This is a genomic window from Novipirellula artificiosorum, assembly GCF_007860135.1.
Classification (GTDB): domain Bacteria; phylum Planctomycetota; class Planctomycetia; order Pirellulales; family Pirellulaceae; genus Novipirellula_A; species Novipirellula_A artificiosorum.
In genome coordinates, this window is sequence record NZ_SJPV01000002.1 from 1 (window position 1) to 25,876 (window position 25,876).

At 54.3% G+C, this 25,876-nt stretch carries 16 protein-coding genes and 1 pseudogene; 9 read left to right on the forward strand and 8 right to left on the reverse strand.

Going from position 1 to position 25,876, the window contains the following annotated elements; genetic code table 11:
• Window positions 1-652: 652 nt before the first annotated feature.
• The 5 genes and pseudogenes from Poly41_RS05830 to Poly41_RS05850 all read left to right on the forward strand — a co-directional run bounded on the left by Poly41_RS05830 (window position 653) and on the right by Poly41_RS05850 (window position 8,410).
• Window positions 653-2,485 carry a sulfatase-like hydrolase/transferase gene (locus Poly41_RS05830; protein WP_197231098.1) on the forward strand — a complete coding sequence of 611 codons (1,833 nt, stop codon included), beginning with the start codon at window positions 653-655 and terminating at the stop codon, window positions 2,483-2,485.
• Window positions 2,486-2,511: 26 nt separating this feature from the next.
• Window positions 2,512-2,706, forward strand: a pseudogene (locus tag Poly41_RS05835) (family 16 glycoside hydrolase); the annotation flags it as partial.
• A gap of 293 nt (window positions 2,707-2,999) precedes the next feature.
• The gene (locus Poly41_RS05840; protein ID WP_146525021.1) at window positions 3,000-4,430 is read left to right on the forward strand and encodes a sulfatase family protein; all 1,431 of its coding nucleotides are present in this window, start codon (window positions 3,000-3,002) and stop codon (window positions 4,428-4,430) included.
• A gap of 58 nt (window positions 4,431-4,488) precedes the next feature.
• On the forward strand, window positions 4,489-5,958 hold the full coding sequence (locus tag Poly41_RS05845; RefSeq protein ID WP_146525022.1) for a sulfatase-like hydrolase/transferase: 1,470 nt from the start codon (window positions 4,489-4,491) through the stop codon (window positions 5,956-5,958).
• An 85-nt stretch (window positions 5,959-6,043) separates the two neighbouring features.
• A complete protein-coding gene (locus tag Poly41_RS05850; RefSeq protein WP_146525023.1) occupies window positions 6,044-8,410 on the forward strand; it encodes an alpha-L-rhamnosidase-related protein in 2,367 nt (788 codons plus the stop codon).
• Window positions 8,411-8,586: 176 nt separating this feature from the next.
• Here Poly41_RS05850 and Poly41_RS33845 read toward each other — a convergent pair whose 3' ends face one another.
• From Poly41_RS33845 to Poly41_RS05885, 8 genes are all read right to left on the reverse strand, one after another.
• Window positions 8,587-8,814, reverse strand: coding sequence for a hypothetical protein (locus Poly41_RS33845; protein WP_231615444.1), 228 nt, complete (start codon window positions 8,812-8,814; stop codon window positions 8,587-8,589).
• Between the two features lie 3 nt (window positions 8,815-8,817).
• Window positions 8,818-10,548 (reverse strand): glycoside hydrolase family 71/99 protein, encoded by a 1,731-nt coding sequence (locus Poly41_RS05855; RefSeq protein ID WP_146525024.1) that lies wholly within the window; start codon window positions 10,546-10,548, stop codon window positions 8,818-8,820.
• Window positions 10,549-10,807: 259 nt separating this feature from the next.
• Entirely contained in the window at window positions 10,808-11,218 is a 411-nt protein-coding gene (locus Poly41_RS05860; protein WP_231615445.1) for a GNAT family N-acetyltransferase, read from the reverse strand.
• 400 nt (window positions 11,219-11,618) lie between these two features.
• Window positions 11,619-12,779, reverse strand: a complete 1,161-nt coding sequence (locus tag Poly41_RS05865; protein ID WP_146525025.1) for a class II aldolase/adducin family protein — start codon at window positions 12,777-12,779, stop codon at window positions 11,619-11,621.
• 121 nt (window positions 12,780-12,900) lie between these two features.
• Window positions 12,901-13,188 carry a putative quinol monooxygenase gene (locus tag Poly41_RS05870; protein ID WP_146525026.1) on the reverse strand — a complete coding sequence of 96 codons (288 nt, stop codon included), beginning with the start codon at window positions 13,186-13,188 and terminating at the stop codon, window positions 12,901-12,903.
• Between the two features lie 136 nt (window positions 13,189-13,324).
• Window positions 13,325-13,522 carry a hypothetical protein gene (locus Poly41_RS05875; RefSeq protein WP_146525027.1) on the reverse strand — a complete coding sequence of 66 codons (198 nt, stop codon included), beginning with the start codon at window positions 13,520-13,522 and terminating at the stop codon, window positions 13,325-13,327.
• A gap of 27 nt (window positions 13,523-13,549) precedes the next feature.
• Window positions 13,550-15,064: an alpha-L-fucosidase gene (locus Poly41_RS05880; protein ID WP_146525028.1), complete on the reverse strand. Its 1,515-nt coding sequence runs from the start codon at window positions 15,062-15,064 to the stop codon at window positions 13,550-13,552.
• A 510-nt stretch (window positions 15,065-15,574) separates the two neighbouring features.
• Window positions 15,575-18,775 (reverse strand): [protein-PII] uridylyltransferase family protein, encoded by a 3,201-nt coding sequence (locus Poly41_RS05885; RefSeq protein WP_146525029.1) that lies wholly within the window; start codon window positions 18,773-18,775, stop codon window positions 15,575-15,577.
• Between the two features lie 259 nt (window positions 18,776-19,034).
• On the opposite strand from Poly41_RS05885, the gene Poly41_RS05890 reads away from it, so the two are divergent.
• From Poly41_RS05890 to Poly41_RS05905, 4 genes are all read left to right on the forward strand, one after another.
• On the forward strand, window positions 19,035-20,723 hold the full coding sequence (locus tag Poly41_RS05890) for a sigma-70 family RNA polymerase sigma factor (protein ID WP_146525030.1): 1,689 nt from the start codon (window positions 19,035-19,037) through the stop codon (window positions 20,721-20,723).
• Between the two features lie 248 nt (window positions 20,724-20,971).
• Window positions 20,972-21,814 (forward strand): DNA-binding protein, encoded by an 843-nt coding sequence (locus Poly41_RS05895; protein WP_231615446.1) that lies wholly within the window; start codon window positions 20,972-20,974, stop codon window positions 21,812-21,814.
• Window positions 21,815-22,138: 324 nt separating this feature from the next.
• Complete coding sequence (locus Poly41_RS05900; RefSeq protein ID WP_146525031.1) at window positions 22,139-22,888, forward strand: ABC transporter ATP-binding protein; 750 nt, start codon at window positions 22,139-22,141, stop codon at window positions 22,886-22,888.
• Window positions 22,889-22,957: 69 nt separating this feature from the next.
• On the forward strand, window positions 22,958-25,870 hold the full coding sequence (locus Poly41_RS05905) for a Gldg family protein (protein WP_146525032.1): 2,913 nt from the start codon (window positions 22,958-22,960) through the stop codon (window positions 25,868-25,870).
• Window positions 25,871-25,876: the final 6 nt, after the last annotated feature.

Sequence of the window (25,876 nt, forward strand, 5' to 3'; positions counted from 1 at the left end):
GAAAGCAAAAGTGGCATTGAGAAAATCGTACGGCTTCAAAACCGACGAAGTCTATGAAACTGTGCTATACCATGAACTCGGGAAACTTCCGGAGCATGACTTGGCCCACCAATTTTGTTAACGAGGCCCAAATCTGAACCTACGCATGTCGGTGCCGGAAATAGGAAACTTTACAACGGAATCGTGCTTCCCGAAGAGTGGCCGCCGAAGAATATGAAGCATAATGATTACGATCCGATGCCGGTTCCTTATCTGGATTCTCCTCCGGAAGTGATCCCCATCGATCTCAGCAGACAGTACCAAACAGATGGTGCAATGGAAAAAAGGAAATAGCTTGGAAGCAATTGCCGGCCAGGATGTGAGATTTAAATTCTATATGACAAATGGAAAACTGTACTCATTCTGGGTAAGTGCTGACGAAAACGGCAAGAGCGGCGGTGCTATAGCAGCCGGCGGCCCCGGCTTCTCAGGAACATGGGATAAGTAAGAGTCGCAGGTCGGGACTTTGTCCCCTAAGTAATTGCGCCGATTCAATGCTCTTCACTCATCAAGGATGTCGACCGGAGCGTGACGTTAAGCTGAGGAGCGAAATAGGCCTGGAACGGTTTCAGGCCCAGCCCAAATGGGAAAACCCAGAAGAAAGACCGAAATAGTGAAGAACGCAACTCTGGCCATATTCGTTGCCCTGTCCGCTGGTGCCGTGTATGCCACGGATGCGGAGCGGCCGAATATTCTCTGGCTTACCAGTGAAGACAACAGTGCCGAGTGGCTCGGGTGCTACGGCAATGTTCTGGCCAAGACGCCCCATATCAACCAGCTCGCGCGCGAGGGGTTTCGTTACACCAACGTCTTTGCGAACATCCCCGTCTGCTCACCCACGCGTGGCTCCTGGATCACGGGCGTTCACGCATTGTCGCTAGGCATCCAGCCCATGCGTAGCAGCAACGAGATCCCACACGACCGGATCCCCTACTATCCCGACCTGCTCGCGGCACGCGGTTATTTTACCGGCAACTCGACGAAGACCGACTTCAACATCGGTGGGCGATCGGACGGCGATTGCTGGGATCACCAAGGCAAGGTTGCGTGGGAGAAGCTGCCGGAGCGCCAGCCGTTCTTCCAGGTCGTCAACTCCACAACCTCGCACGAGAGCCGCGCGCATGGGCAAGTCGAGAAGACTCGCTGCAATCCCGACGACGTCGTGGTGGCCAAATACCATCCCGACATCCCCCAAATCCGCAAGAACTACGCCAAGTACTACGACGCCGTCGAGAACATGGACAAGGAGATCGGGGCCTCGTTGGCGAAGCTCGAGGAACTGGGCCTTGCCGACAACACGATCGTGATCCACAACTCCGATCACGGCGGCGTCATGCCACGTAGCAAGCGGTTTCTGTTTAACAACAGCATTCATTGCCCCCTGATTGTTCGGATTCCCGAACGGTACAAACACCTCTGGCCAGCCGAGAAGCCCGGCATGACGGTCGACCGACTGGTTGCCTTCATCGACATGCCCAAGACCTGGATGAGCCTGACCGGCGCGGAGATTCCCAGCCACATGCAAGGCACCATCTTCCTCGGCCCCGGCACGGAGCCTGAGGACGAGTTCAGCTTCGGGTACAGCGAACGGCAGGGCGATGTTCTGGATGACAGCCGGTCAGTTCGCGGCAAACGCTACTACTACATCAAGCGATACATGCCGTTCGTCCCCTGGGGGCAATTTGCCAGCTACACCTGGAAGATGGAAGCAACCCGAGCTTGGGAAGCACATCACAAGGCGGGACTGACCGACGAAATCACCGGCCGCTTCTTCCTCCCCAAACCGCATTCCGAAGAACTGTACGACACGCAAACCGACCCCGACTGCATCCACAATCTGATCGACGATCCTCGGCATGCGGAGAGAATCACGCGAATGCGCGGCGCGCTGCGCTCGTGGCAGGAAGAGGTCCATGACTCGGGACTCTTGCCCGAGGAGGAGCGTGCCAAACGGGCGGCCGACAATGGGGTGACGATCTACGACATGGTCCGAGACCCAAAGCTGTACGATCTTCCGGCCTATCTCGACGCCGCGGACCTGGCGATCGCCGGCGAAGCGCAGAACCTACCTCGTCTGGCCGAATTGCTGAAGCACGAGGATGCCGGTGTCCGTTACTGGGCCGTGACGGGCTGCCTGATCCTGCAAGACGAGGCCAAACCGATAAGGGAGGAGATACTCGCGCTCGCCGATGACCAGTCGCACGAAGTCCGCGCCGTGGCAGCCTATCACCTGTTCCAAATCGGCGAGAAGGAACTCGCCCTCCTGTGGCTCGGGCGTCTCCTGGAGAGCCAGACCTATGCGTCGATGAAGACGCTCAGCGTGATCTACTGGATCGGCGAGGAGGCCCGGCCGCTGCTTCCGGCGATTGAGAAACTCAAGCCGGAAGGTAAGTACACGGTGCAGCGCCAAGCCGTCGTCCTGGATCGGTTCGCGGGCAAGAGGTAGCTCCGCGTCACTCGCTAAAGGCACGCAAGCAAGACGGGTGGAACCGTGTCACCATTGAAGCCAAGGGCAACACCATGAAAACATGGGTCAACGGTATAACCGCCGCACATTTGGTCAACGACGAATATACACAAGGTCTATTCGGTCTTCATATTCACGCCGGCCCGAGTGGCACCATCCTCTTCCGTAACAACAAGGTCAAGGAGCTCACGCCAAATTGAAACGTAAATAGAACAAAAGTTAAGGAATGATCAAAAACAAGCCAACACATCGAATTCTGACCGCCTGCATTGCCAAGCGCGAGGGAAGCCCATTTTCCTCTATCTGCCGACCAACACACCGCACGTCCCGAACCAGGTGGCCGGCAACTATTCAAAGCCGAATAAAGGAAAACTCCAGAAGAATAGCCAAGCGTTTTGTTGCGGGCGTGGCGTTAAGCTGAGGAGTGAAATAGGCCTGGAGCGGTTTCAGGCTCAACCCAAATGGGAAATCCCAGTTCCAGGAACTTTATCTCATGAGAACGATTTTACTTATGGTGGTCCTGTTTGCCTCTTCAGTGAGTGCCGCGGACAAACCCAACGTCCTGTTCGTGATGTCCGACCAGCACAACGCCCATTTCATGGGCGTTGCCGGCCATGCGGCGGTTAAGACCCCGACTCTCGATGCGATGGCCAAGGACGGCACGTATTTCCCCAACGCTTTCTGTCAGACTGCGCAGTGCTGTCCGGCACGGTACACGCTCTTCACCGGTCGTTACGCGCGAAGTCATGGCTGCCGCTGGAACGGGGTCAAGGAACCGCTTCTAGAAACCACCATTGCCGAGGTTCTCAAGCAGCAGGGCTACGCTACCGCGACCTTCGGCAAACATCACATGCAACACAGCCCGACCGAACACGGTTTTGATGTTGTCGTGAACATGGATCAGTACACGGACTTCATGAAACAGGAGAAGATGAAGTCCTGGCTTCAGCAGGTCGACCAGAATAGAGGGCACCCCTTGAAAGCCGTGGGCCGTACGAAGGTGGATAACGACCATCATCCGGCTGGGTTCTGGACCAACAATGCGATGGACTTCATCCAAAAGAACGCGAACAAGCCGTTCTGTATCTGGCTCTCCTACTACGGCCCGCACACTCCGATCGTCTGCTCCAATCCCTGGGCCGATATGTACAAGGCGTCGGACATGCAACTGCCGCCCAACCACGGCAGTCGGATCAACGACGCGCCGCCACTGTACGGCGAGGGGCAGAATCGGTTCCGTGACATGACCGACTTGCATCACCAACAGGCTCTGGCCGCCTATGCCGGCTACGTGAGCCAGATCGATGCCAACATTGGCCGCGTGTTGGACCTACTGAAGGAACTCAAGCTTGAAAAGAACACCATCGTCGTCTACACGGCTGACCACGGAGAGTACGCATCGGAACACAGTATGTGGACCAAGCCGACCATGAATCTCGATGCTGTGGTGCGGGTGCCGATGATCGTCAAGTTCCCCGGCGTCGTTCCCCGGGGCAATGTGAGGCAGGAACTGGTCGGATCCATCGACCTGATGCCGACGCTGCTTGATCTTGCTGGTGTTGATATTCCCAAGCAGGTTCAGGGAGTGAGCATGGTGCCGCTCTTCGCCGACAATCCGGAATCATGGCGCAACGTGATTTTCTCTGAAATCGGCTACCCCGGCAAACCGCGCGGCGGTCGCAATGTCATGGCTCGCACGCACACGCACAAATACGTCCATTACGAGAACGGCGGCGAACCGATGGAAGCGCTCTTTGATCTGCAGGCGGATCCGTGGGAGACTCACAACGTGCTGGCAGACGCAGCTTACACTGAAACGCTTGCCGAGCTTCGCTCCGCCTTCCAGGCCTGGGAAAGCACGACCGAGCGAGCGCCCATGTATCCGGTGGAGCCCCAAACCAAGCACCTGCGAAAAGCCAAGTAAGACGGCAAAAACTGTTCGTATTAAAAACTGCAAAGAGATCAACAAAGGTAGATAGAATATGCTGAAATTTTCATCACTACTTGCCCTCATAGGCTGTGTAATGTCCTCACCTGTGTCGGCAACAGAAGAGAGCCGCCCCAATATCCTCTTCATTTTGGTGGATGACCTTGGGTATGCAGACCTGGGCTGTCAGGGCAGCAAGGAGATCCGCACGCCTCACATCGACGCTCTTGCAGCTTCAGGCCTTCGCTTCACCGATGCTTATGTCACCGCTCCTCAATGTGGGCCGTCGCGAGCCGGTATCATGACCGGTGTTCACCAGGCCCGTTTCGGGTATGTGGATAACGAAGATAACCACGGCCTTCCCGACCAGCACATTCTTCCCCTCATGCCCGAGTACCTCAAGCAGGCGGGGTACCGGACCGGTTTGGTCGGGAAGTGGCACCTCGGTCAGGGCACGGAATCCATGTTGAGCAACACGGAGCGAGACGAATACCGCAAGGTCAGGAAAGTGGATGCTTTCTCGCAAGAGCGTGTGGAGGCCGCCAAACCCTGGAAACGAGGGTTCGATGAAGGGCTGTTTTTCGTCGGTGGCGGCGGCAACTACTTCCCCTTCCGCTCAAAAGCGTCGAATGCTTCTGGCTCCAAGTACTTCACGTTCAACGGCCCTAATCAGAAACCTGAACCGTTTAGGCGTGAAGCCAATGCATTCAAGACGGATGTCCTTACCGACGCGGCGATCGACTTCATCGGTAGTAAGGATAAGAATCCTTGGTTTCTTTATCTTTCCTACACCGCACCTCACACACCACTGGATGCCAAGCCAAAGGACATTGCGGCCAACAATCACATCAAGGATCCGAAACGGCGTACCTATGCCGGGATGATGACGTGCCTGGATTACAACATTGGGCGGCTACTCGATCAGCTTGATCAGCAGGGCGCTCGCAAAAACACCCTAGTGGTCTTTCTCAGCGACAATGGCGGGCCAACAGGCCCGAACACCTCTCGCAACGATCCGTTTTCCGGCGTGAAAGGCGATGTCTATGAAGGGGGCATCCGGGTGCCGATGATTGCATCCTGGCCCGGTACACTTGCAAAGGGCAAGGTCGTCTCAGACCCTGTCATCTCCCTTGACCTCCTTCCGACGTTTACGGCAGTGGCTGGCAGGAAGGCGCAGCATCCCCTTCTGGAAGGGAAGAACCTTCTGCCCTGGCTCACCGGCAAGACCGAATGCCCGGGCGACGAGTTCTATTGGTCCTGGCGTGGGAACTTCAACGCCGTGCGCATGGGAACGCTGAAAGAGATCCGAAATGGAAAGCCTGTCAAAGCCGTCGATGGCACAGCCATCCCCGCTCACAATTTTGTCGACCTTGCGACCAACCCCAGGGAGTTGGCGGGTGAACATGCGCTGAACGATGAGGACAAGAAAACGCGATTATCAACCGCCCTCGACGCATGGCTCAGTTCGGTGAAAGAAGATGCGGGCAAACTGACCCCGAACAGCAGAACTTCAACTAGAATGTGAGCGTCCCCGCAACTTAGATCGCATTTACCAGTAAGAAGAATTCGATGCCAGTGGCACCTGAAAAACACATCAACAAAGAAAGAGCATGAAAAGATTTCTCAGCTTGATAGTGGCATTACTCTTAACCTCATCGAGCGCACCGGATCACTGCGCTGCGGCGACCTTTATCGAGGCTGCGTCGTGTTGGCCGGACACAGGCGGAGATGACCTCAACCGGCGGGTCGGTTTTCGTGTCGCCCTCCAGCGGCTTCCACCCGGCAGCGTTCTGCGGATCGCCACCTCTGGACTCTATCGCGCCAGCGTTGATGGGCAATTTGTCGGCCACGGCCCCGCTCGTGCCGGACACGGACATTTTCGCATCGACGAATGGTCATTGGACTCCAGTGCAAGCTCCGGTACGTCAGTCGTGGCCATCGAGGTGGCGGCCAGCACGGCGCGTAGCTTCTACATGGTCAAGCAGCAGCCCTTTCTGCAAGCCGAGGTCGTGTGCGACGGCAAAGTGCTTGCCGCGACCCCGGGCTTCCAGGCCATTGACCTGCATCCGGTGGTGGTGCGCAAGGTGCCACGCTACAGCTATCAACGGACGTTTACCGAGGTGTTCCAGCCGACACCGGGATGGAACGCCGCGTGGCGCTCGGTGGCAGAATGGGACGGACCGGTGATGAAGCTGGCCCAGACGCCCTCTTTCCCCCTCGCAGAGCGCGGCGTGCCATATCCAAAGTTCAAGGTGATTGATTCCACGTCCGTTGCCAGTGGAACCTTTCGCGTGCTTCCCAAGCCGCCGAAACGCCGTTACTACGGGTTCCATCCAGAGAACTTTGGCGACTTTCCTCAGCAGGAGCTTCAGGCACGTCCCGATCTGATGATGAGTTCACTGCAACCAACGTCGCTCGATCCCGGACCGACCGGAGACTTGATTCAACCGGGAACATTTCACCTCCATGACTTTGGAAAAAATCTCTCCGGCTTTCTCGGCTTTCGACTGCGCGCCGAGCGACCCGCCAAGCTGCTGGTCACGTTCGACGAATTGCGCACCGGTCCGAAAGAGACCGTCGATCCGCACCGCATGAAGTGCGTCAACGCCATCCTCATCGAACTGCCCGCAGGAACCTATACGATCGAAACGATTGAACCCTACACGCTTCGTTACCTGCAACTCCATGCACTCGACGGAGCCGTTACTCTCGAAGGTAACTATCTCCGTGAATTGGCCCATCCCCACGCCGGCCGCGCCACCTTCGCGTCCTCTGATCCACGTCTCGATAGGATCTTCACAGCGGCAGGCCAGACTTTCCGACAAAACGCCACGGACATCTTCATGGACTGCCCAAGCCGCGAAAGAGCTGGCTGGCTTTGCGATTCGTTTTTTACTGCTCGAGTTGAGGCGAACCTCACTGGCGCCATGGCCGTCGAACGAAACTTCCTCGAGAACTATGCGCAGCCAGCGAAGTTCCCAGGCCTCGTCTCCGGTATGCTACCGATGTGCTACCCAATGGATCCTAACGAGGGCCGTTACATTCCGAACTGGGCCATGTGGTTTGTTTTACAGCTAGAGGAGTACGAAGCCCGTACCGGCGACCGCGCACTTGTCGATCAGCTTCGCCCGAAGGTTGAGGCGTTGTTTGACTTCTTTAAGCGGTTCGAAAACTCGGACGGCCTGCTTGAAAATCTCGAAGAGTGGGTCTTTGTCGAATGGTCTGAGGCGAACAATCTGGTGCAGGATGTCAATTACCCGTCCAACATGCTTTATGCTGCTGCGCTCGATTCCGCGTCGAAGCTCTTTGGTCGTGAGGATTGGCGGGTGAAAGCCGATGCCCTTCGCTCAACGATCAACGATCAAGCCTTTGACGGAACCTTCTATCGCGACCATGCCGTGCGGCGGCCTGATGGCGAGCTCGACATTCGCCCCGATCGTACAGAAGTCTGCCAGTACTACGCATTTTTCTTTCTCGTCGCCACGCCTGAGAGCCGACCCAAGCTCTGGAGGACGCTGGTCGAAGAGTTTGGTCCACATCGGCGCGAGACCAAGGCCCACCCGGAGATCTATCCCTGCAACCAGCTCCCCGGAAACATGCTGCGTATCGAAATCCTTTCGCGCGAGCGTGAAACGGCCAGCATCTATGACGAAGCGATCGGCTATTGGCACAGCATGGCCATGACGACAGGGACTCTCTGGGAACACGATCAGCCGACTGCCTCATGCAACCACGGCTTTGCCTCGCATGCCGCAGTGGTGCTTTACCGAGACATCTTGGGCATTCGGTCCATTGATTACCAAGAGAAAAGCATCGTCTTTTTCCTGCCCGACAATCCGCTTCGCCATTGTCGCGGTTCGTTGCCGACCCCCGACGGTGACATCATCGTCGAGTGGAACCGCGATGGTGGCGACCCCAAGATTGCCCTGCCTCCTGGCTGGAGCGACCAGTTGCCGGGTGGGAATTACACCCACTGAAAACCGCCGTCTTTTACGTCGCACTGAATAATCCGGGCTAGCAGTGCTGAAAAAAGGGCACTGCCAGGGTACCATGCACCTCTATTTCCTCGGCCACAGAATCAACACCAATCAGCGAAACCGTGTTGCCTTGACTGATGATGGCGTGGGCGACGTGCGTACCGGATGGGGCTGGATCAGCTGTATTGCGACGTCATCCCGGATCGCTTCCAAGGATTCACCGGCGTACCCGCCATCTTGGAACGGACGGGCGAATCACCGATCCCCATGAAGGCACGCGAGGAGAATAGAATAATTCGATCAGCGGCAAACTCCAGATTCAGCTGAGGCAATGCACTTCCCTGACCCTGGAAATACGAAGACGTCGCCCGCAGCGGTTCACTCAACATCGAACACCAGAGCAAAACTCACTGCCAATGGGTTGCGTAGCGATAGCGGAATCGTCCCTCGGGTGCAGTATCTCCGTTCGTATAGCCATCCATGATGTCCCCTGGTTCTTGGCAGTTGTCGATCCACTTGAATTCCAAAGTGAAGCGATCGCCCTGAATACCGAGCAATGCTTTAGGGATAACAACGTGCATCTGATTGCCGGTAACCCGGTACTCTACAGATGCCACGGGTTTCCAGTGCCATCCGCCCGTGCAACGATCGAGCGATGTTAGGCTATCGCCAGCTACCTTGCGGTTGATTAGGAAATCAAAGCCCTCCCAGTTTGCTGATTTCTTCTCCTTTACATCGATCAGCAGCCACATCCAGTTTGGATCAGTGGCTGGACTGATGTCCTCGCCGGTTTCAGCGTAGAAGCTTAGGTTCTGCTGGTCGTGTGTGACTTTGAGGATACGGAAATCGTTTCTGCCTGTTGCGTTACGATAGTGATTGTCGCCGCAACCTGCGTGATCGCGTGGCAAGGTGTCTAAGCCATGATCACGGTAGAGGGGTAACACGTCCTCCCACTGAGTGAAGGAACCAGCCAGATCAATCGTTTTGCTGGCTGTCGTGTTCGCGGCAGGGACCATACCCTTGTACTTGCGAATGTTGGATGCCATTTGCATGTAGTAGCTGTCGTCGTAGCCACCGGACATCATCTCCACGTCGCGACTGAGCTCGAGGTCGTATTGGTCACAGAAGACGGGCGGACCATGGTCTTTCCTGTTAAGTTGCATAGCGATCCACTCGTTCCATCCGGTAACGAAGACGACTTCGGGATCGAGTTCGAAAGCCCGCTCCCACTGTTCCTGAAAATTGAAACCGTAGCCATAGGCATTGGGACGTTGGTCGACCTGCCCCTTGTGGAAGCTGCGCCCGCGGGCCTCGCCGGAACTCATCATAGCCACCTTCCCTGTTTCCTGATGCAGATTCTGCCCAACGGAAACATTGACCTGCTCCGGCTTTCGCGGATTCTCGTCATAGGAGTACACCTGTGGGTAGGTCGCCTCCCAATGCCACGCGTTGTGGGTATTGACCAAATCAAAGGGCCAGTGGGCTTTGCGAAGCGTAAAGAACTCCGCCACTTCTTTCGTGGCCTCTGCTGGGTCGCAGATCAAGAGCGGCTTGCCTTGCCATCGGTACCACAGTTCCGAATAGAGCCCTGGCTTGTAAAGTAAGTTATAGATCTTTTCAGCGGTCTTGCCGGCATTACTGTTGACCATGAAGGTGATTTGGGGAACGTGCTCGCCCAACCGTCGCTGCTTTGCAAATACCTTGCATAGGTTCTTCACTACGTCCTCATAGATCAAGGAGTTGGTGGCATCGAAGATCAGAAAATCCACGCCTGCGTCGGAGAGCAAAGCGGCATGGCGCCGTAGAACCCAAGGATCGTCGCTGCGGTAATAGCCATACAAGGGTTTGCCCCAAAAATGGTAAGCCCCCTTGGGCCCCCAGGGAGGAGACGCATTTGTCTCAGCTGCATTCGGGTTCTCCTGAAGGATCAGGGAGTTGTCATAAACTTTGTTTTGATTGAGCCAGAGGAAATAGAAGATTCCCACGTGCCGATCTGGTTGAAATACGCGCACCGTGGAGGCGTCCGGCATGTGTCGCCCCAGGGCATCCGCGCCATAGAGGGCTGGAGGGGCAACTGCTTGGCCATTGGTCGTGGCGCATATTAACAGAATCAGGCAAAATAGAGAGTATCGTTTCATATCAGAAGTCTTCCTGTTGTAATCCCTAGCGTGTGACTAAAACCACCCATTCATCGCTCCCCGCCGCTGATCCTTTGACATACTCCGCCACCTCCTGATGGTAATCCTAATTGATCTGGGCTGTAATGCCGCAGTTGAATCTTGAGTTTGTCTTTGATCGAGTTAGTCTATTGTCCCAAGCAGGACTTGACGATGACACGATCCCAACGAACCTTTTCCGAATCGGAACGCGACGCTCCATTCTCCGATTGCGACAGCGTCAAGAACGCTCAAACTGCGGCGGAATCATCCAGCACGACTTGTGGTTCTTCATCCCGATGTGCGGGTAGTAGCTCGCCGCTGCTGGAGCCGCTAGCAAAATCAATCGCGTATCGAGCCCGGCGTGTACATGAGTAACGCGAATCAGTTCCCGACCGATTCCCTGGTTCTGGTGAGCAGCATCAACCGCTAGGTCCGACAGGTACGTGCAGTAGGCGAAATCGGTGATCGCCCGCGCCACGCCAACGAGCGTTCCGGCTTCATCCCGCGCCGTCACGACCAAGTTAGCGTTTGCCAGCATCTTGGCAATCCGCAGGAGTTCATCGACCGGCCGCCTCTCCGCCAGCGTCGATCGTCGCAACACGTCGATGAACTCCGCGGGCGTCAGATCGGATTCGTTCTCATACTTCACGCTTAGACTCCTTTGTTTTCGACAACAAACCCTGGGTTCAGCAGCTTGTAAGCCAGGTCGCAGCACGAGCAATTGATGAAAGTTGTCACACCGCGGAACCCAGAATCGAGGTTTTTTGGAGGTATGGCTCCGGTGTCCAATGATCTCTTAGAAAAGAGTCCCCGACGGACGGTCGTCCGCCGGGAACCGGAAGCACCCTTGGCGCACCATCGACCGGGATATCCCTTGTCAAGTTGCACCTCTGCAGAGCTCCACTCCGTTTCTCCCGGCAACTGCACGATAACCAGTGAAAATAGCTCCTGCCAGCAATCATGGGACACCGGAGAGATGCCTCGAAAACCTCCTGCGCACGCTTCCGCCGCATGAGCCTGTTTTTGTACCGCGCGGGTGAAAATAACGTCTAGCCTTTGAGCTTGGCTTGCTCGAGTTCCCAATACTCGATTGCAAAGACATCCTTTTCATCGAGTGAACGCCAGCCACCGAGCTGTTCAGCTTGAACCATGGCCTTCGCCGTGTGCTCTATGATATCTGCGATGATGCCGGCCTCCCTTTCATTTCGACCGATGGCAATCAAACCATGATTTCGGATGATCGCATAACGTGGACACGGGTCGAGCATGATCTCGCCGTTTTCATGCGCTCGAAAATACTCACTGTAGTCTTTTTGGAATTTCTGAAACCCTTCTTTCACGTCGCGATCAATGATGACCGGAAATGGCTTGGTACGTATCACATGCTCGGGGGTTAGCTGACCATTGCGCACGATGTCCCCCACATTCGCAATTTTTGAAAGCGCAATCGCGTAAGGTGTTCGAACTTCTTTGAGCACGACTTCACAAGCAAGTAATTCCGAGGCTTGTCGGGCAATCTCATCCTTGTGAGGAATTACCGATACGTCCTCCGTCTCGGGTGCGACTGTTTGTTCATTTAGATAGGCTTCTGCCATGCCCACCAGCTCGATCATCTTATCATAGCTTGCTTTCGCGTCAGCATGAAAGGTAAAGATACCGTGGTTGAGCAACACGAGCCCTTCTATCGTATCCCAGCTCAGATCCCGCGTCATCCGGAGAATCGTTTTTGCCAATTCGAAACCAGGCATGACATACGGTACAATCATCACACGCTTACCGTAAATCTCTTTGAAACGGGCTTCCCCGTCGGATGTGTTTGAAATCGTTGCAACCGCATCGGCATGTGTGTGGTCTACAAAAGTGAACGGAATGAGTGCGTGCAAAACTGCTTCGATACTGGGATTCGGCGCACTCTCATCTAGCAGAGCCGCTCTTTGACGTGTAACCAATTCAGTATCGCTGAGACGATCCAGTTCTGCCATTGCCAACAACACATCCAATTTCACCGGGGAGAACCCGGGCCGCTCGATGGTATCAAGACTCCATCCACTTCCCTTGACATAGAGGGTGTTACCCATTTTTATCGATGTATTGCCACCACCATGCAGAACCAAATCCGGTTCGACGCCTTGCAAACGCGATGTATATACCCGCAAATCCACAAGATCCTTGCAGGCAATCGCATCGACCTCATTCCATCTATTGATCATTTCTGTATTCGTGCTGATAGTGTTAAACGGCTGAAGTCAACGGTGACGAAGCGGCGTCCGCTGAACTGAATGGCTGGAGACTATTCTGCTTAATCATTGGCTTTTAAAAGGTTGAGTTGAACTATGTGTGATGAATCAACTCTACAGAGGATTTACCTTCGATCAACTCTGGTGCTTTTAAAACGAAAGTTTTAAAGTGTTCACTTTGTTTATGAGCTTCCAGATCCGCTAAGTTCGCCCATGTTTCCATGAGTGAGAACTCTCGTGGGTTTTGTGTTTGTTGATAGAGGTCATATGTAAGGCATCCCATTTCTTTCTTTGATTCGGCAACCATATTTTTAAGAAGATTGAGCAAAGTTTGTTCGCGATTCAGTTTTGCTTTAATAGTAATTAGCTTAGAAATCGACATGTTATATCTTTGTGTATTTCAGTTTTTCCATACTTGTGCTTATGACCCTCACAAGCGGTATGCAATACTCGCTTGCAAGTTTCGCCCATTGCTTTTTTTACCCATCTCCCCCCCCCGAACGCCCAGAATCATCGCGTCAGGTCAAATAGGTCAGCCGAACATTAGACAGGGCAAGAAGCAGGGTTTCAAGTAGTTGCGAGCCAAGCATCATAGTCGCGATGTTCGCGACGGCGAGTTGTTTGTCTTCAACAACCGCCGATAGCCTTCCAGCGGATTGGCGTGATGGAACTTGAGGGTCGCTTGCTTTTCCCAGTCGTCCATCCAGAAATCTCACTGACTTGCCTGTCCCGCGTGGATACTCTCAGAGCTGCTGGCAGTCTATCTTCAATACCACCGCACTCTCAAAGGGAGGGGTTTCAATCCTGCCGATCTGTAGGCCCTGGTCCGTCATGGCCCAATCCAGCGTCCGCTCAGATCCTAGGACAGAGATGGACTTGATGTTCTTTAGCTCTTCGTGCGTAGAAGCATTCAACGAATGAATCAGCGTCTTCCCTTCGGGAGCTTGCAAGATAATGGCGTAAACGGTGTCGCCTTTTTGGGTAAAGCGAATATCCTGGCTGTTGAATTTTTGGTTTTTGTCTTCACTCAAATGGCCAGTCGCAACTTGGGTAGGTCCTTCTCCGTACACATGCCAGGGACGCGTGCCGTAGACCGCCTCGCCGTTGACCTGCAACCACTCGCCTATTTCCAGCAGTACGTTGGCCTGATCTGCTGGGATGCGGCCACTCGCATCGGGACCGATGTTTAAGAGTAGGCAACCGTTTTTGCTGACGATGTCAATGAGATCGTCGATTAGCAAGTTGGACGATTTTGAAACCCACTCTCGGCAGTAGAACCAGGAATTGATGCCTACTGACGTATCCGTTTGCCAGAGTTCATCGAGCATTTGATCCGATTTACTTCGCTCAAGGTCGAGCATGTGGGTGCCTGCAGGGTAGGAATCATAGCTCAGGTTCTTGGTTTGCAGGACAGGTGTCACTCCGCGTTTAAGGCCACTGTTGTAATAATAGGCAGCCAACCTGGCATGGTAGGGCGCCCATTCAGCTCGGTCGATTCCGAAATCGAACCAGAGAATATCGGGTTCGTAGTTGTCAATGATGTCTTTCGTACGCAGCCACCAGGTTTTCAAAAACTCAGCACTGGTATTGCTATAGGGTTCGTGTTGAGGGGCGTAGAGATCGGCGTAATTGGGATCACCAGTATCGAAGTGTGGCTGCTGATTGTAGAAGTCCCAATTAAAGGCTAAGTGGGATGAGACGCCAAAGATCAGCTTCTGTTTTTTGATTTCGGTACGAAGTTCTCCCAAAATATCACGTTGAGGACCGGTATCTACTGAGTTCCAGCGGGTGAACTTGGAAGCATACATGGCGTAGCTGTCATGATGCTCTGCAACGGGTATCACATACTTGGCGCCGGATTTAACAAAGAGATCAACCCAGGCCTCGGCATCGAACTCTTCAGCCTTGAACAGCGGAAAGAAGTTCTTGTACCCAAATTGCGAGGGGGCGCCATACGTCTTGACGTGATAGAGATAGGCAGGGTGTGGACGGTGAGCCTGAATCTCACCGGTACGATGATTCCATTGCACCTTATCTTGGTACATCCAACGAGGGTACCAATCCGTGCGATAGCCTGGAACACAAGAGGGACCCCAGTGAATAAAGATGCCAAACTTTGCGTCGGCCATCCAGTCTGGAATATCATATTCCTGGAGCGACTTCCAGTCTGGTTCATAGGCGTTTACCTTCGACGAAGGACAGTGTGAAAGTACCACACTAAACAATAGCAGACACAATGAGAATCGTTTCAGAGTCACGTCTTATACTACCTCTTTTTTAGGTCACCAAGCGTTGCCCCCTATCGACACCGCACAGCGGCAATTGCGAAGTTCAGCAGAGTCGAATATCAGCTTGTTTTTTTTCGTTGGCATTTTCAATGTCAATTGTAGTCAATTGTATTGCCAGTTCCGCGAGGGGCAATAGTGGTAGCCTTCCCAGCCCTCCTCTCCCGACGTCTGTTCTTCGTTGGAGACGCGATGCAAGAAAGGCGTCCAGTGAGTATTCTGATAAAATTCATGACTCGATGTGAAAGAAATCGCCGGTCGCTGTGACTCATGGGTGAGACAGCATTTTCCGTAACCTTTGGTGAGTCACCGATGCCTCCCAGCCCCACAGGAGCCAGCCCTCCTGCAACGCGAACCAGCCTCATTTTGCGGCTGTCCGATGCCGCTGATTCAGCTACCCACCCATTCCGTGGGAGAGCCAATTTTAATGCTGACGGTCCACTGGATCAATTTTTGAAGAGGACTAGCCGTATCGGTCCTGCCTTAGCTGCTGATCCGATCCAGAATTCGATTCAATAGCTTTCGGTTCCGCTGTCGCGCTTGGCTGCAGGCTGCGACAATCATTTTTGAATCGTTCTCGTTCATTAAGAACGCCAAATTCTGCATCAGGTAATCTTCGCGTGGCAACTCGTGACGCAACGGCGAGTTCATGAGCCTGAGGTTGAGTTCGACGCCTCGAATTGTTTGGTAGCCTGCGATCAACTGCAACGCTTCCTCTTCGGGTAGATGCCCTGCCTCGGAAAGTAGGCGAAGTGACACGACCGTATTGGAATCGACCACCTCAGGCGACTGAGCTGCAAATCGCAGCGTCAGAGCTTGAGAGACAAACTCAACATCGGCGGTCCCGCCTTCACCTCGTTTGAGGTTCCCCGGTGTCGCAGTCTCTTGCATCCGTAGCCGCAGTTGACGAATCTTGCTGGCCCAATCGGGGCGCCACGGCGCACGAGTGATCACGTTGGCGATACGTGACTCTAAATCGGCTCGGTCGACACGCGAACCGGAGATCGAGCGTGATTTGCAAATCGCCATCCATTGCCATAGAGGAAGGTCCTCTTGATCGAAACGCTTGAGGAAATCGACAATCGATACCGCCAACATGCCCTCGTCGCCCGTTGGCCGCAGCCGGCCCTCTACTTCGTACAACCGCCCCCGTGGACCCGTCGTTTCAATTCGTTCGAGTACCCGACGCGCGAGTTGGTTGAAAAAACTCCGATTGGTGGTTGTGGATCGTGGCCCTCCCGTACGGCGTTGGGTTTCGCCGTCGTCGCTGTACAAGAAGACGACGTCAAGATCGCTGTGGTAATTCGGCTCGCGCCCCCCCAGTTTTCCCAACCCAAGCAGGATCAACTCCGCAGGATCACCGTTCGCAGTTACGGGGTCACCAAACTGTGACGCCAAGCATTCGGTTTCGTATTCGGCGATCCGCCTTAAACAGGCATCGGCGGTATCCCCGAGTGATTGCTGTGTCGCCGCCAATGATTCTTTGCCCAAGATATTGCGAACCCCGATCGTCAAGTGCGCACTGTTCTTGAAGCTGTGCAAAATCGGGTCGAGATCCTGAGCGCCGCGGCATAACTCCATTGATTGCGCATCGAGGCGTTGCGCCGATGGCAGCCGGTCCATCAATAACGAATCGACCAGTTCGTCGATCATTCCAGGGTTCTCCACCAAAATCCCAACCAGGTACGGCGCGGATGCACACAACCGAACCATCAACTGCATCGTTGGCCGGTTCGCCGCAAACAACTCCCACAACGTCGCCTTTGCGCCCAGCGATTCGGTGACCTTCACGAGCGAAGCCAAGGTCCGGCCAGGCATTGGCGTTTTGGCAATTTCCGACAACAGAGCAGGAGCGATCAGGGAAAAGAAGTGCCGACAACGATGGGGCGACAGAAACGGGACCGACTCGGTGCTCAACGAAACCAAGTCTTCCATCGCCCGGCGTGGATGTTTCAAATGGTGCTTCGATAGCGTCTTGTCGACCATTTCAGCAGTCGGGTCGGGGTCGAGCATCAATTCGGTTTCGGCAGCGACAACGGCGCCATCGTCCGGGGCATCAAGCATCAAATGGTTAATGATCCGCCGATTCAAGACAAACACTTCGTTCAGTTGATCAAGAAATCGGTTTGCATCACCTTGGTGTGTTTCCGTATTGCGAATTCCAAGTCTCCATGCAATCCGTTCGATTTCCGCGGTTTCGCTTGGAACGATGGCATCATCTACACCAAGCGACACCGTCAATTGATGCTGCAATCGAGTTAATCTCGCATGGTTTTCGGATAACAAGGACGCTTCTTGCGAAGTCACACATCCCGCTTGTTCAAGTGCAACGATGGCATCGTAGGTATTGCCGATTCGAACGCTCTTCAAATCGCCCCCATGAAGCAATTGCAAAAACTGCACGGTGCGATTGATATCGTTACGTCCGCCCGGTGCTTTGAGCACGTTCAGGGGTGGAACCGGCTGGCTAGCAGCGGGATCCGTCGTTGCATGATTGGTTCGATCCTTTGTGGCAACATTGCCGTGGGTGTCCGAGTCCGTTCGGCGCTGCAGCTTATGCTGAAAAGTTCGAATCTCTGCCAAATCGGTGCGGCTAATGAATCGGTGATAGACCCACGGTTGCAATCGATCGAGAAAAGCCCGGCCCAATTCATCGCTGCCCGCCACCACGCGTGCTTTAATGTATCCGAGCCGCTGCCAGGTTCGTCCGGAAGTCTCATAAATACGGATCGCTTCAAAGGAACTACAAATCCGCGTTCCGGTCTCATACTTCGGGCTCGACCGCAAATCGACTTGCATGCCCATCAGCTGTTGGAATGGGTGCAACGCCTCGGCTCGGAGTAGTCGGGTGAACTCGCGCACCAGCTGCTCATAAAACTCACGATGCGTTTGGTTCCACGAGTCAATGCGGTCGAACAGAAAGACCAGTTCCAGCGCATCGCCGTAGCTCATCTCTTCGGCTCCAAAATGCCCCAGTCCAATCACGGTGACTTGGGGAACATTGCCACTTGGCATTTGAGGCGTGCCACGCTGATTGCTGAGGTACTTGAGTGTGAAGTTCAATCCACAGCAAACGACGGCATCGCCAATGCATGACAGCTGACGCCCCACTTTTTCAGGGACCATGGCACGCACGAATTCGCCATAGATGACACGACTGGTTTCGCGGTCGAGGAAATCCCGGATCACTTCGGCGGCGCGAACTGGATCGTCAAGGACATCCAGCGCCTTTTCAAGGTCGCTCGTCAAGGCATCTCGATCCAGACTTGCTCCGCCACTTTGCCGGAGCCAATCAAACCGATTGGGGTCAGCAATCAACCGCATGCTCAGCGGCCGGCAATTCGCAAAGATTTGCAACAGAGATTGCAAGGCCGTTTCATCAGTTGCAAAAGAACTCAGTCGAGCGGCTGGATCGGGGCAAGCATCCAGGAAAAGGCGAAGACGGATGAGCAGATCATCGGGGTCATCGTGGAGCCGCAGGCCTTCGATCAATTGCTTTTGAAGTGACGCGTGCAGAGAGTCACTTCCCTCAAAACGCCAGATCCACTCGATGTTCTTGCTCGCTTCTTCAGGGCTCTTGAATGGGATGACCTTCGTCCATCGACGGGGGCGTCCTGTTGATGGACGGTCATCACCGGTTGTTTGTTTTTCAAAAGGCGGTTGCGATTCGGATGGGGCATTCATCTTGATAAGTGTAAATCCTTTTCACGAATTCGTGTAGTGCGCGCCGAACGTAACCTAACCTTTAACACGGGGGAAAGATTCAAAGCAGGAGGCGAGGAGAGACGAGTGAGCCCACTCGCAAGGCGGCGGCGTGTCCAAGGCGAAAATCGCGACATGATGTTGCTTTTTGGCAACGCGACCACGTTGTTTTTGCGAAACATGCTCGGCTCGGTCTTGGCCCCTTCTATTCACCTAAACTATTCGCTGGGAAGACTTTGCCATGATTTACGCTCAACCTTTGAGTAGCCCCGGTACTGATCCTGCATGGTACCTCTCACACCTAACCGACGTTTTCGACACAGGTGCCGAGGAGATCTTGATGGGAAAAAAATTCAGCCGCCGCAGTTTGCAGGATGATGCCTATGATGCGGAGGAATCGGTCAGCCGCCGAACACGCGTGATGGGCGAAGAGTATGTTGATGCCGAAGAAGATGAAACCAGTGAATTGAGCGAGGAAGATCTCGAGCGAAATCGGCGTCGCATCGAATCGGAAACAGACCCCACCGAAGACCCCGTTCGCATGTACTTAATGCAAATGGGCCAAATCCCACTATTGAGTCGCGAACAAGAAGTCTCGGCAGCAAAACAGATTGAACGTACGCGGGATCGATACCGACACTGGATGTTGGCGACCGACCTGATGCTGCAGGGTGCTCTCAAATTGCTTGAGCAGGTGCGTGACAAGAAACTGCGTCTGGACCGGACGATCGAAGTCAGCGTGACCAACGCTACCGAAAAACGAGCAATCATGAAGAGGATTGTCCCCAATGTTCGTACGCTACAGCACCTGTTGGGGCAAAATCGCGCGGACTTTATGGCGGCGATCAACAAACGCTTGAGTATGCGACAGCGTCGGGCTGCTTGGAAGAATCTCGTCGTTCGCCGCAATAAGGCAGTTCGCTTGATTGAAGAAATGAATCTGCGAACCAACAAGCTTCAACCGTTGTTTGAAAAGCTGCGGAAAACCGCGACGCGCATGGACGAGATTCGATCGCTGTTGGCAGACCCCGAAAGGCTTCAATTGCCAGCCATGCCGACGGTCGAAGAATTGCAAAGCGAATTGCACTACTTGATGCGATTGACCTTCGAAACACCCAAAACGCTGTCGCGCCGCGTTCACAAATGCGACCACTTCAGCGAAGACTATGATGCGGCGAAGCGTGTGTTGTCAGCCGGAAATCTACGATTGGTCGTGTCGATCGCAAAAAAATACCGGAACCGCGGACTGTCATTCTTGGATCTGATCCAAGAGGGTAACACGGGACTCATGCGAGCTGTCGACAAATTCGAACATGCTCGAGGTTACAAATTCAGTACCTATGCAACGTGGTGGATTCGCCAAGCGATCACGCGAGCGATTGCCGACCAGAGTCGCACCATTCGAGTGCCGGTGCACATGATTGATACGATGAACAAGATTCGGCAAATCACGCGGGATCTTGTGCAAGAAAACGGCCGCGAACCTACCGCCGAGGAAGTTGCGGTACGCAGTGGGCTGGCGATCGAAGACACTCGCGTGATCTTGAAGATGAGTCGTCAACCGTTGTCGCTTGACCAACCCATCGGAGATCATGAAGAGAGCGTGTTTGGGGAGTTCCTAGAAGACTATCGCGATGACGATCCATTGCTGGAAACCAATCGCGAAGCTTTGAAGGCTCAGATTGACATGGCAATGGAAACGTTGAACTATCGCGAACGAGAAATTCTGCGGTTGCGATACGGTTTGGCCGATGGCTACACGTACACGCTCGAGGAAGTCGGGCGGATCTTCCATGTCACTCGCGAACGAGTGCGCCAGATCGAGAGCAAGGCTGTCCGCAAGCTGCAGCAGCCCTATCGCGCCAAGTCGTTGGTAAGCTTTCTCGATGGAGCCGAGATCTCGATTCTCGAAAACAGCGAGGCGCTTTAGAGGCGTCCAGGGCCGACTCCCCGTAAGCTGGTTCAACAATGGAACGTCTTGCCGAAGTGGCATGATCTGGGAAGTTTTAGCAGACGCTTGCCATTCGGTTGCCTTATGGGGCATGGGGCAACCTTCTGCTTGGTTTTATGGGCCTGTGGTTGACATCGCAGCCATGATTTGATCTGATTGAATCCACCCAGTGCTTGATGGGTGTGCTGGGGGGATCCCCTTTTCTTCTCAGATCTTTCTACAACGCGATGGCCCCGAAGCTTCCTGCCGCCATTGTCCGCAACTTGGGCAAACTGTCGGATCATGAGATTGCCGAACGATCGGGACGGGAAGTCGGTTCGATCCAGGCCGCCCGGCAGGTGCGAGGCATCTTGCCCGTGAGATGGAAGCCATGGGGTCCAAAAGACTTGAAGTTGCTCGGCACGATGTCCGACGTCGAAGTCGCCCGCCGCCTTGGTGTAACGAAGACCTCGGTCGCCCGAAAGCGTCAGAGTTTGGGCATTGAGCCGTTCGGGTCGTCACGCAAGCAGTTGCGTCACCGTTGGACGAAGAGACAGTTGGCGTGGCTGGGCAAGCTGAATGATTCGGAAGTTGCTCGTCGATTGAAGCTGGACGCCACGACGGTTGCTGCAAAACGCGAATCACTCGGGATCCAATCGGTCCGCAAGGGACGCTCTCCGCGGGTATGGACGAAGAAGCAGTTGTCGTGGCTTGGCAAATTGTCGGACGCAGAGATCGCCCGACGGATGGGCACCGGCCGCCGCAAAGTCATCGCGAAGCGTCAATCGCTCGGCATCGAGAACCCTACGGTCGCTGCGTCGAAGGCCCGCTGGACGCCAGAGGTGGTCGAGATGCTGGGAAAGTACTCTGACGCATCCGTATCCGAGAGAACCGGAATTCCAGTCACTGCGATCAGTGGGTATCGAGCCAGGCACGGCATTCGGATCAACGGCAAACGCCACACCTGGTCCCCTGCTGAAATCAAGATGCTCGGCAAGAAGCCAGACAAAGAGATTGCAGAGTTCCTGGGTATCAAAACCGAGACCGTTGCGGCGAAGCGAAGGAAGCTAATGATTTCGGCGGACCGGTAGTCCTTCAACGCTGCCTGGTTTTCGAGTAGGCCATCCATCCGCCGGCATCATTGATTCATCCAGGGGCGGTGCTGGGCTTCGGTGAGGTTGCAGGTGCCAAGCCTGGAATTTGGTTTCGTTGAGGACTCCGGTCGCTTCCTTCGCCGGAGTCGGCCATCGCTCGTCCCCCCCCCCCCGGAAATCGGGCGTTTTTTCCAGTTTTCTTTGTGAACCGTCGTTGTTTTATTCGCGTAGCGGGTGTTGAGAACCACGGTGAGATCGTTATATTCCCGCTTTCTCGCAGGAACGTTTTGCCTATTTAGGACTTACCAAAGACACTGCCGTATGACGACTGAACCTGAATCCCGAAAGCCGATGATCGAGGCGATTGGGCTAAGCAAGTTTTATGGTCCGTTCGCTGCCGCTCGCGACGTCACCTTTTCGGTGGGCGAAGGGGAATTGGTGGCTTTCTTGGGGCCCAACGGTGCCGGAAAAAGCACCACGATGAAGATGTTGACCGGATACATTGCGCCGAGCGAAGGAATCGGTCGGATCGCGGGTCACAACATGATGGAGGATCGCATCGAAGGGAGTCGCCAATTGGGGTATTTGCCCGAAAATGGCCCCCTCTATCCCGAAATGACACCGTTGGCAATGTTGAGCTTCTTTGCGGAAGCGCGCGGCATGTCGACAGCCCAAAAGAAGGACCGTATCGAAGCGGTGGTGGAAATCTGTGATTTGTCGACGGTCATGTACAAGCCGATCAGCAAGTTGTCCAAAGGGTTCAAACAACGTGTGGGGATGAGTCAGGCTTTGCTTCACGAGCCCGACGTGTTGATCATGGATGAGCCGACGGCTGGTTTAGACCCGAATCAGGTTCGTGGCGTGCGAAAAACGATGCGACGCCTGAGTGAAACCAAAACCATCTTGCTGAGCACGCACATTTTGCAAGAAGTGGAGGCGATGGCCAGTCGTGTGGTGCTGATCAACGAAGGCCGCTTGGTCTATGACGGCAGCGTCGATGGGCTGCGTGAGCATGGTGGCAGCGATCTTGATGATGCGTTCCATGCTTTGACCCACGACGAAGCGGTTTAAGGAGCGTGCGATTTTTCCGCCGCCTCCGTACAAGTTCGAAGTCTCTTTCAACCCTGAAATACAAAAGCCATGACGCTCAATAACGTCACTTCCTCGCTATTAAGTCTGTTCATTCTGGACTTGATCCTGCTGCTCGTGCTGTTAGCGGTGGTCGCCTTGTTGGCGGGCACCAAAAAGGTTGCTTACGCGGTATTGAAACGCAACTTTGTCGGCTACTTCGGGAACCCGACGGGTTATGTGTTCTTATGTATCTTCGTCTTTTTGACGTCGGTCGCCGCATTTTGGCCCTACGAATTCTTCAATCAAAACCTCGCGACGCTTGATCAGTTGAACTACTGGTTCCCGCTGATCATGTTGGTGTTTATTCCAGCGATCACGATGAGCATTTGGGCCGAAGAAAAGCGTCAAGGTACCGACGAACTGCTGCTGACGTTGCCAGCCGATGACTTTGATATCGTGATTGGCAAGTACATGGCCGCGGCTGCAATTTTTACTGCGTCGCTATTATTTAGCCAATTGAGTACATTTGTGACGCTGGCGATTCTGACCGAGGGTGGGCTCGACACGGGGCTGATCTTCACCAGTTACTTAGGATATTGGTTCGTCGGATTGGCGATGATCGCGATCGGCATGATCGCTTCGTTCTTGACCGGTAACTTGACGGTAGGCTTTATTCTCGGTGCTCTGTTCAACGCTCCGTTGGCCTTTGCATCGCTGGCGGACTCCATCAGCCCCAACCAACAGATTGCGGAGTGGCTTGCCAGTAGCGGGATTGCTCGGCCCTTTGATGATTTTGGTAGGGGGGTGATCAGCTTATCGTCGGTGACGTACTTCGTGCTCGTCGCGGCTGTGGCGCTCTATGCCAGCATGGTCTTGATTGGCCGCCGACACTGGACCGGTGGTAAAGACGGCAACACGATGGCTTGGCACTATTTGGCGCGTGTTCTCGCATTGATCCTGTTCACCACGGGTGCTGTGACGCTGTTTCGAAACAAAGACATCGTTCGCTATGACGCAACCGAAGGCAAGGTCAGCTCGTTGGCGGGTGCGACCAAAGGATTGATCCAAGACCTTGATTCTGAGCGGCCGATTGTGATCGACGCGTTTATCAGCAGCGATGTACCGGAACTTTATGCTCGGACTCGCTATGAATTGATCAACTTGCTGAAAGAGTTCCGTAGCGAAGCAGCCAAGCAAGAGCGAACCATCGAGGTGAATTTGTACGATGGAATCGAGTTGTTCAGCGAGGAAGCGGCCTTGGCGGCCGAGCGATTTGGAATCGAACCGGTCACACGGATGGTTCGTGAGAAAGGATCGTTTCAGCAGAAGCAATTGATTCTTGGTGCCGCGTTCCGATCGGGGCTTGAGAAAGTGACCGTGCCGATTTTTGAATATGGCATCCCGGTCGAATACGAGTTGGTGCGCTCCATCAATACGGTTGCTCATGGATCCCGCAAACGGCTGGGAATCGTTGCCACCGATGCGAGGTTGATGGGGGGAACGGTGATGGACGGAATGTCGATGCAGCAAGTGGAGAAGCACCCGTTGATCGATGAGCTTGCAAAGCAGTACGAAGTCGAAGAAGTCGATTTGAGTGGCCCCGTCGCGCCAGGCATGTACGACGCACTGTTTGCGGTCCAACCCTCGTCGCTAGCTCCCGATCAATTCGGGCGACTGGTCGATGCGATCAAGTTGGGGGTCCCGGTTGCGATCCTTGAAGATCCGCTGCCACGAGTGACACCCTACGTAACTCCGACGGGGATGCAGAAACAAAATCCTGGTTCCATGTTCGGCGGTGGGGGGCCCATGCCAAAGGGCGAAATTCGCGATCTTTGGGATGCGCTTGAGATTGAAGTTCCAGGCCGACCGGGGATGCAAGGTTTGTATGCCCCCGATTTGGTCTGGCAGCAATACAATCCTTATCCAAACCTGCAAATGAACATTGACGACCTCTGGGTGTTCATCAAGAACGAAGCGCCGGGCATCGTCGATGGCGAAGCCTTTAGCCAAGAGAACGAAATCACCTCGGGGCTGCGTGAAGTGTTGTCGCTTTATAGCGGTGCGGTTCGAGCCAAGGCTTCGACAACGCTCAAGCACACTCCGTTGCTGTTGACGGGAACCGAAAGCGGCTTGATTTCGATGGAAAAGGCCATGCAGGTCTTGCAGGGACAAACCACCTTGGCTCGCGAAGTCGATTCGAAGAGTCCTGGGCTCGCGATCGCGATGGCAATCGAAGGCGAGCAACCGGACGCGACCGAAGCCGACGCGGACACCGATGGCGAACCAGGCGATGAAGTCGAACCGGATTTAAGTGCCGGCCTCAAAGGGGTCAAAGCTGTCTACATCTCGGATGTCGATTTGATGTTGCCCGTCTTCTTGCAGATTCGAGCCGACCCGAGCCAAGCGGCGGAGATGAAGTTTCAGTTCCAAAACGTGACCTTCCTACTCAATACGATTGACTGGTTGACCGGAGAAACGGAGTTCATCGAAGTCCGAAAGCACGAGCCAATTTTTGCCAGTTTGAAGATGATTGATTCGGTCAAAGAAAAGGCGAGTACCGAAGTCCGCGAGCAGACGAAGGAATTCCAGGACCAGTACGATGCGACCGTTCGTACGGCGCAGGAAAAGATGGATACAGAATTGAAGTCGCTGAAAGAAGAGCTGGAAAAGCTTCAAAAGGAGAGTGCTGATGGACGCATCTCGCGAGCAGAAATGCAAGCGAAGGTTCAAGAATTCCAGACGCGACAAGAACGCGAACAGCGAATGTTGGATGTGAAGCAGACGAAGACCCAAAGAGACCTGGAACGGAACACGCGAGACATCCAGCGAGTTGCGGACCAGAAAGTGACTGCGATTCAAAACCAAGTTAAAGCGGCCGCCGTTGCGTTGCCGTGCATTCCACCGTTGATTGTCGGTGTGATTGTGTTCGCCTCGCGGCGACTACGTGAGCGAGAAAATATCAGCAAAAGCCGTTTGAAATAGTGAGAT

Bases quoted from the DNA above. Each gene is read 5' to 3' on its own strand.
- Poly41_RS05840 (WP_146525021.1), top strand. From the start codon at position 3,000: ATGAGAACGATTTTACTTATGGTGGTCCTGTTTGCCTCTTCAGTGAGT.
- Poly41_RS05845 (WP_146525022.1), top strand. From the start codon at position 4,489: ATGCTGAAATTTTCATCACTACTTGCCCTCATAGGCTGTGTAATGTCC.
- Poly41_RS05850 (WP_146525023.1), top strand. From the start codon at position 6,044: ATGAAAAGATTTCTCAGCTTGATAGTGGCATTACTCTTAACCTCATCG.
- Poly41_RS05855 (WP_146525024.1), bottom strand. From the start codon at position 10,548: ATGAAACGATACTCTCTATTTTGCCTGATTCTGTTAATATGCGCCACG.
- Poly41_RS05865 (WP_146525025.1), bottom strand. From the start codon at position 12,779: ATGATCAATAGATGGAATGAGGTCGATGCGATTGCCTGCAAGGATCTT.
- Poly41_RS05870 (WP_146525026.1), bottom strand. From the start codon at position 13,188: ATGTCGATTTCTAAGCTAATTACTATTAAAGCAAAACTGAATCGCGAA.
- Poly41_RS05885 (WP_146525029.1), bottom strand. From the start codon at position 18,775: ATGAATGCCCCATCCGAATCGCAACCGCCTTTTGAAAAACAAACAACC.
- Poly41_RS05890 (WP_146525030.1), top strand. From the start codon at position 19,035: ATGATTTACGCTCAACCTTTGAGTAGCCCCGGTACTGATCCTGCATGG.
- Poly41_RS05895 (WP_231615446.1), top strand. From the start codon at position 20,972: ATGGCCCCGAAGCTTCCTGCCGCCATTGTCCGCAACTTGGGCAAACTG.
- Poly41_RS05900 (WP_146525031.1), top strand. From the start codon at position 22,139: ATGACGACTGAACCTGAATCCCGAAAGCCGATGATCGAGGCGATTGGG.
- Poly41_RS05905 (WP_146525032.1), top strand. From the start codon at position 22,958: ATGACGCTCAATAACGTCACTTCCTCGCTATTAAGTCTGTTCATTCTG.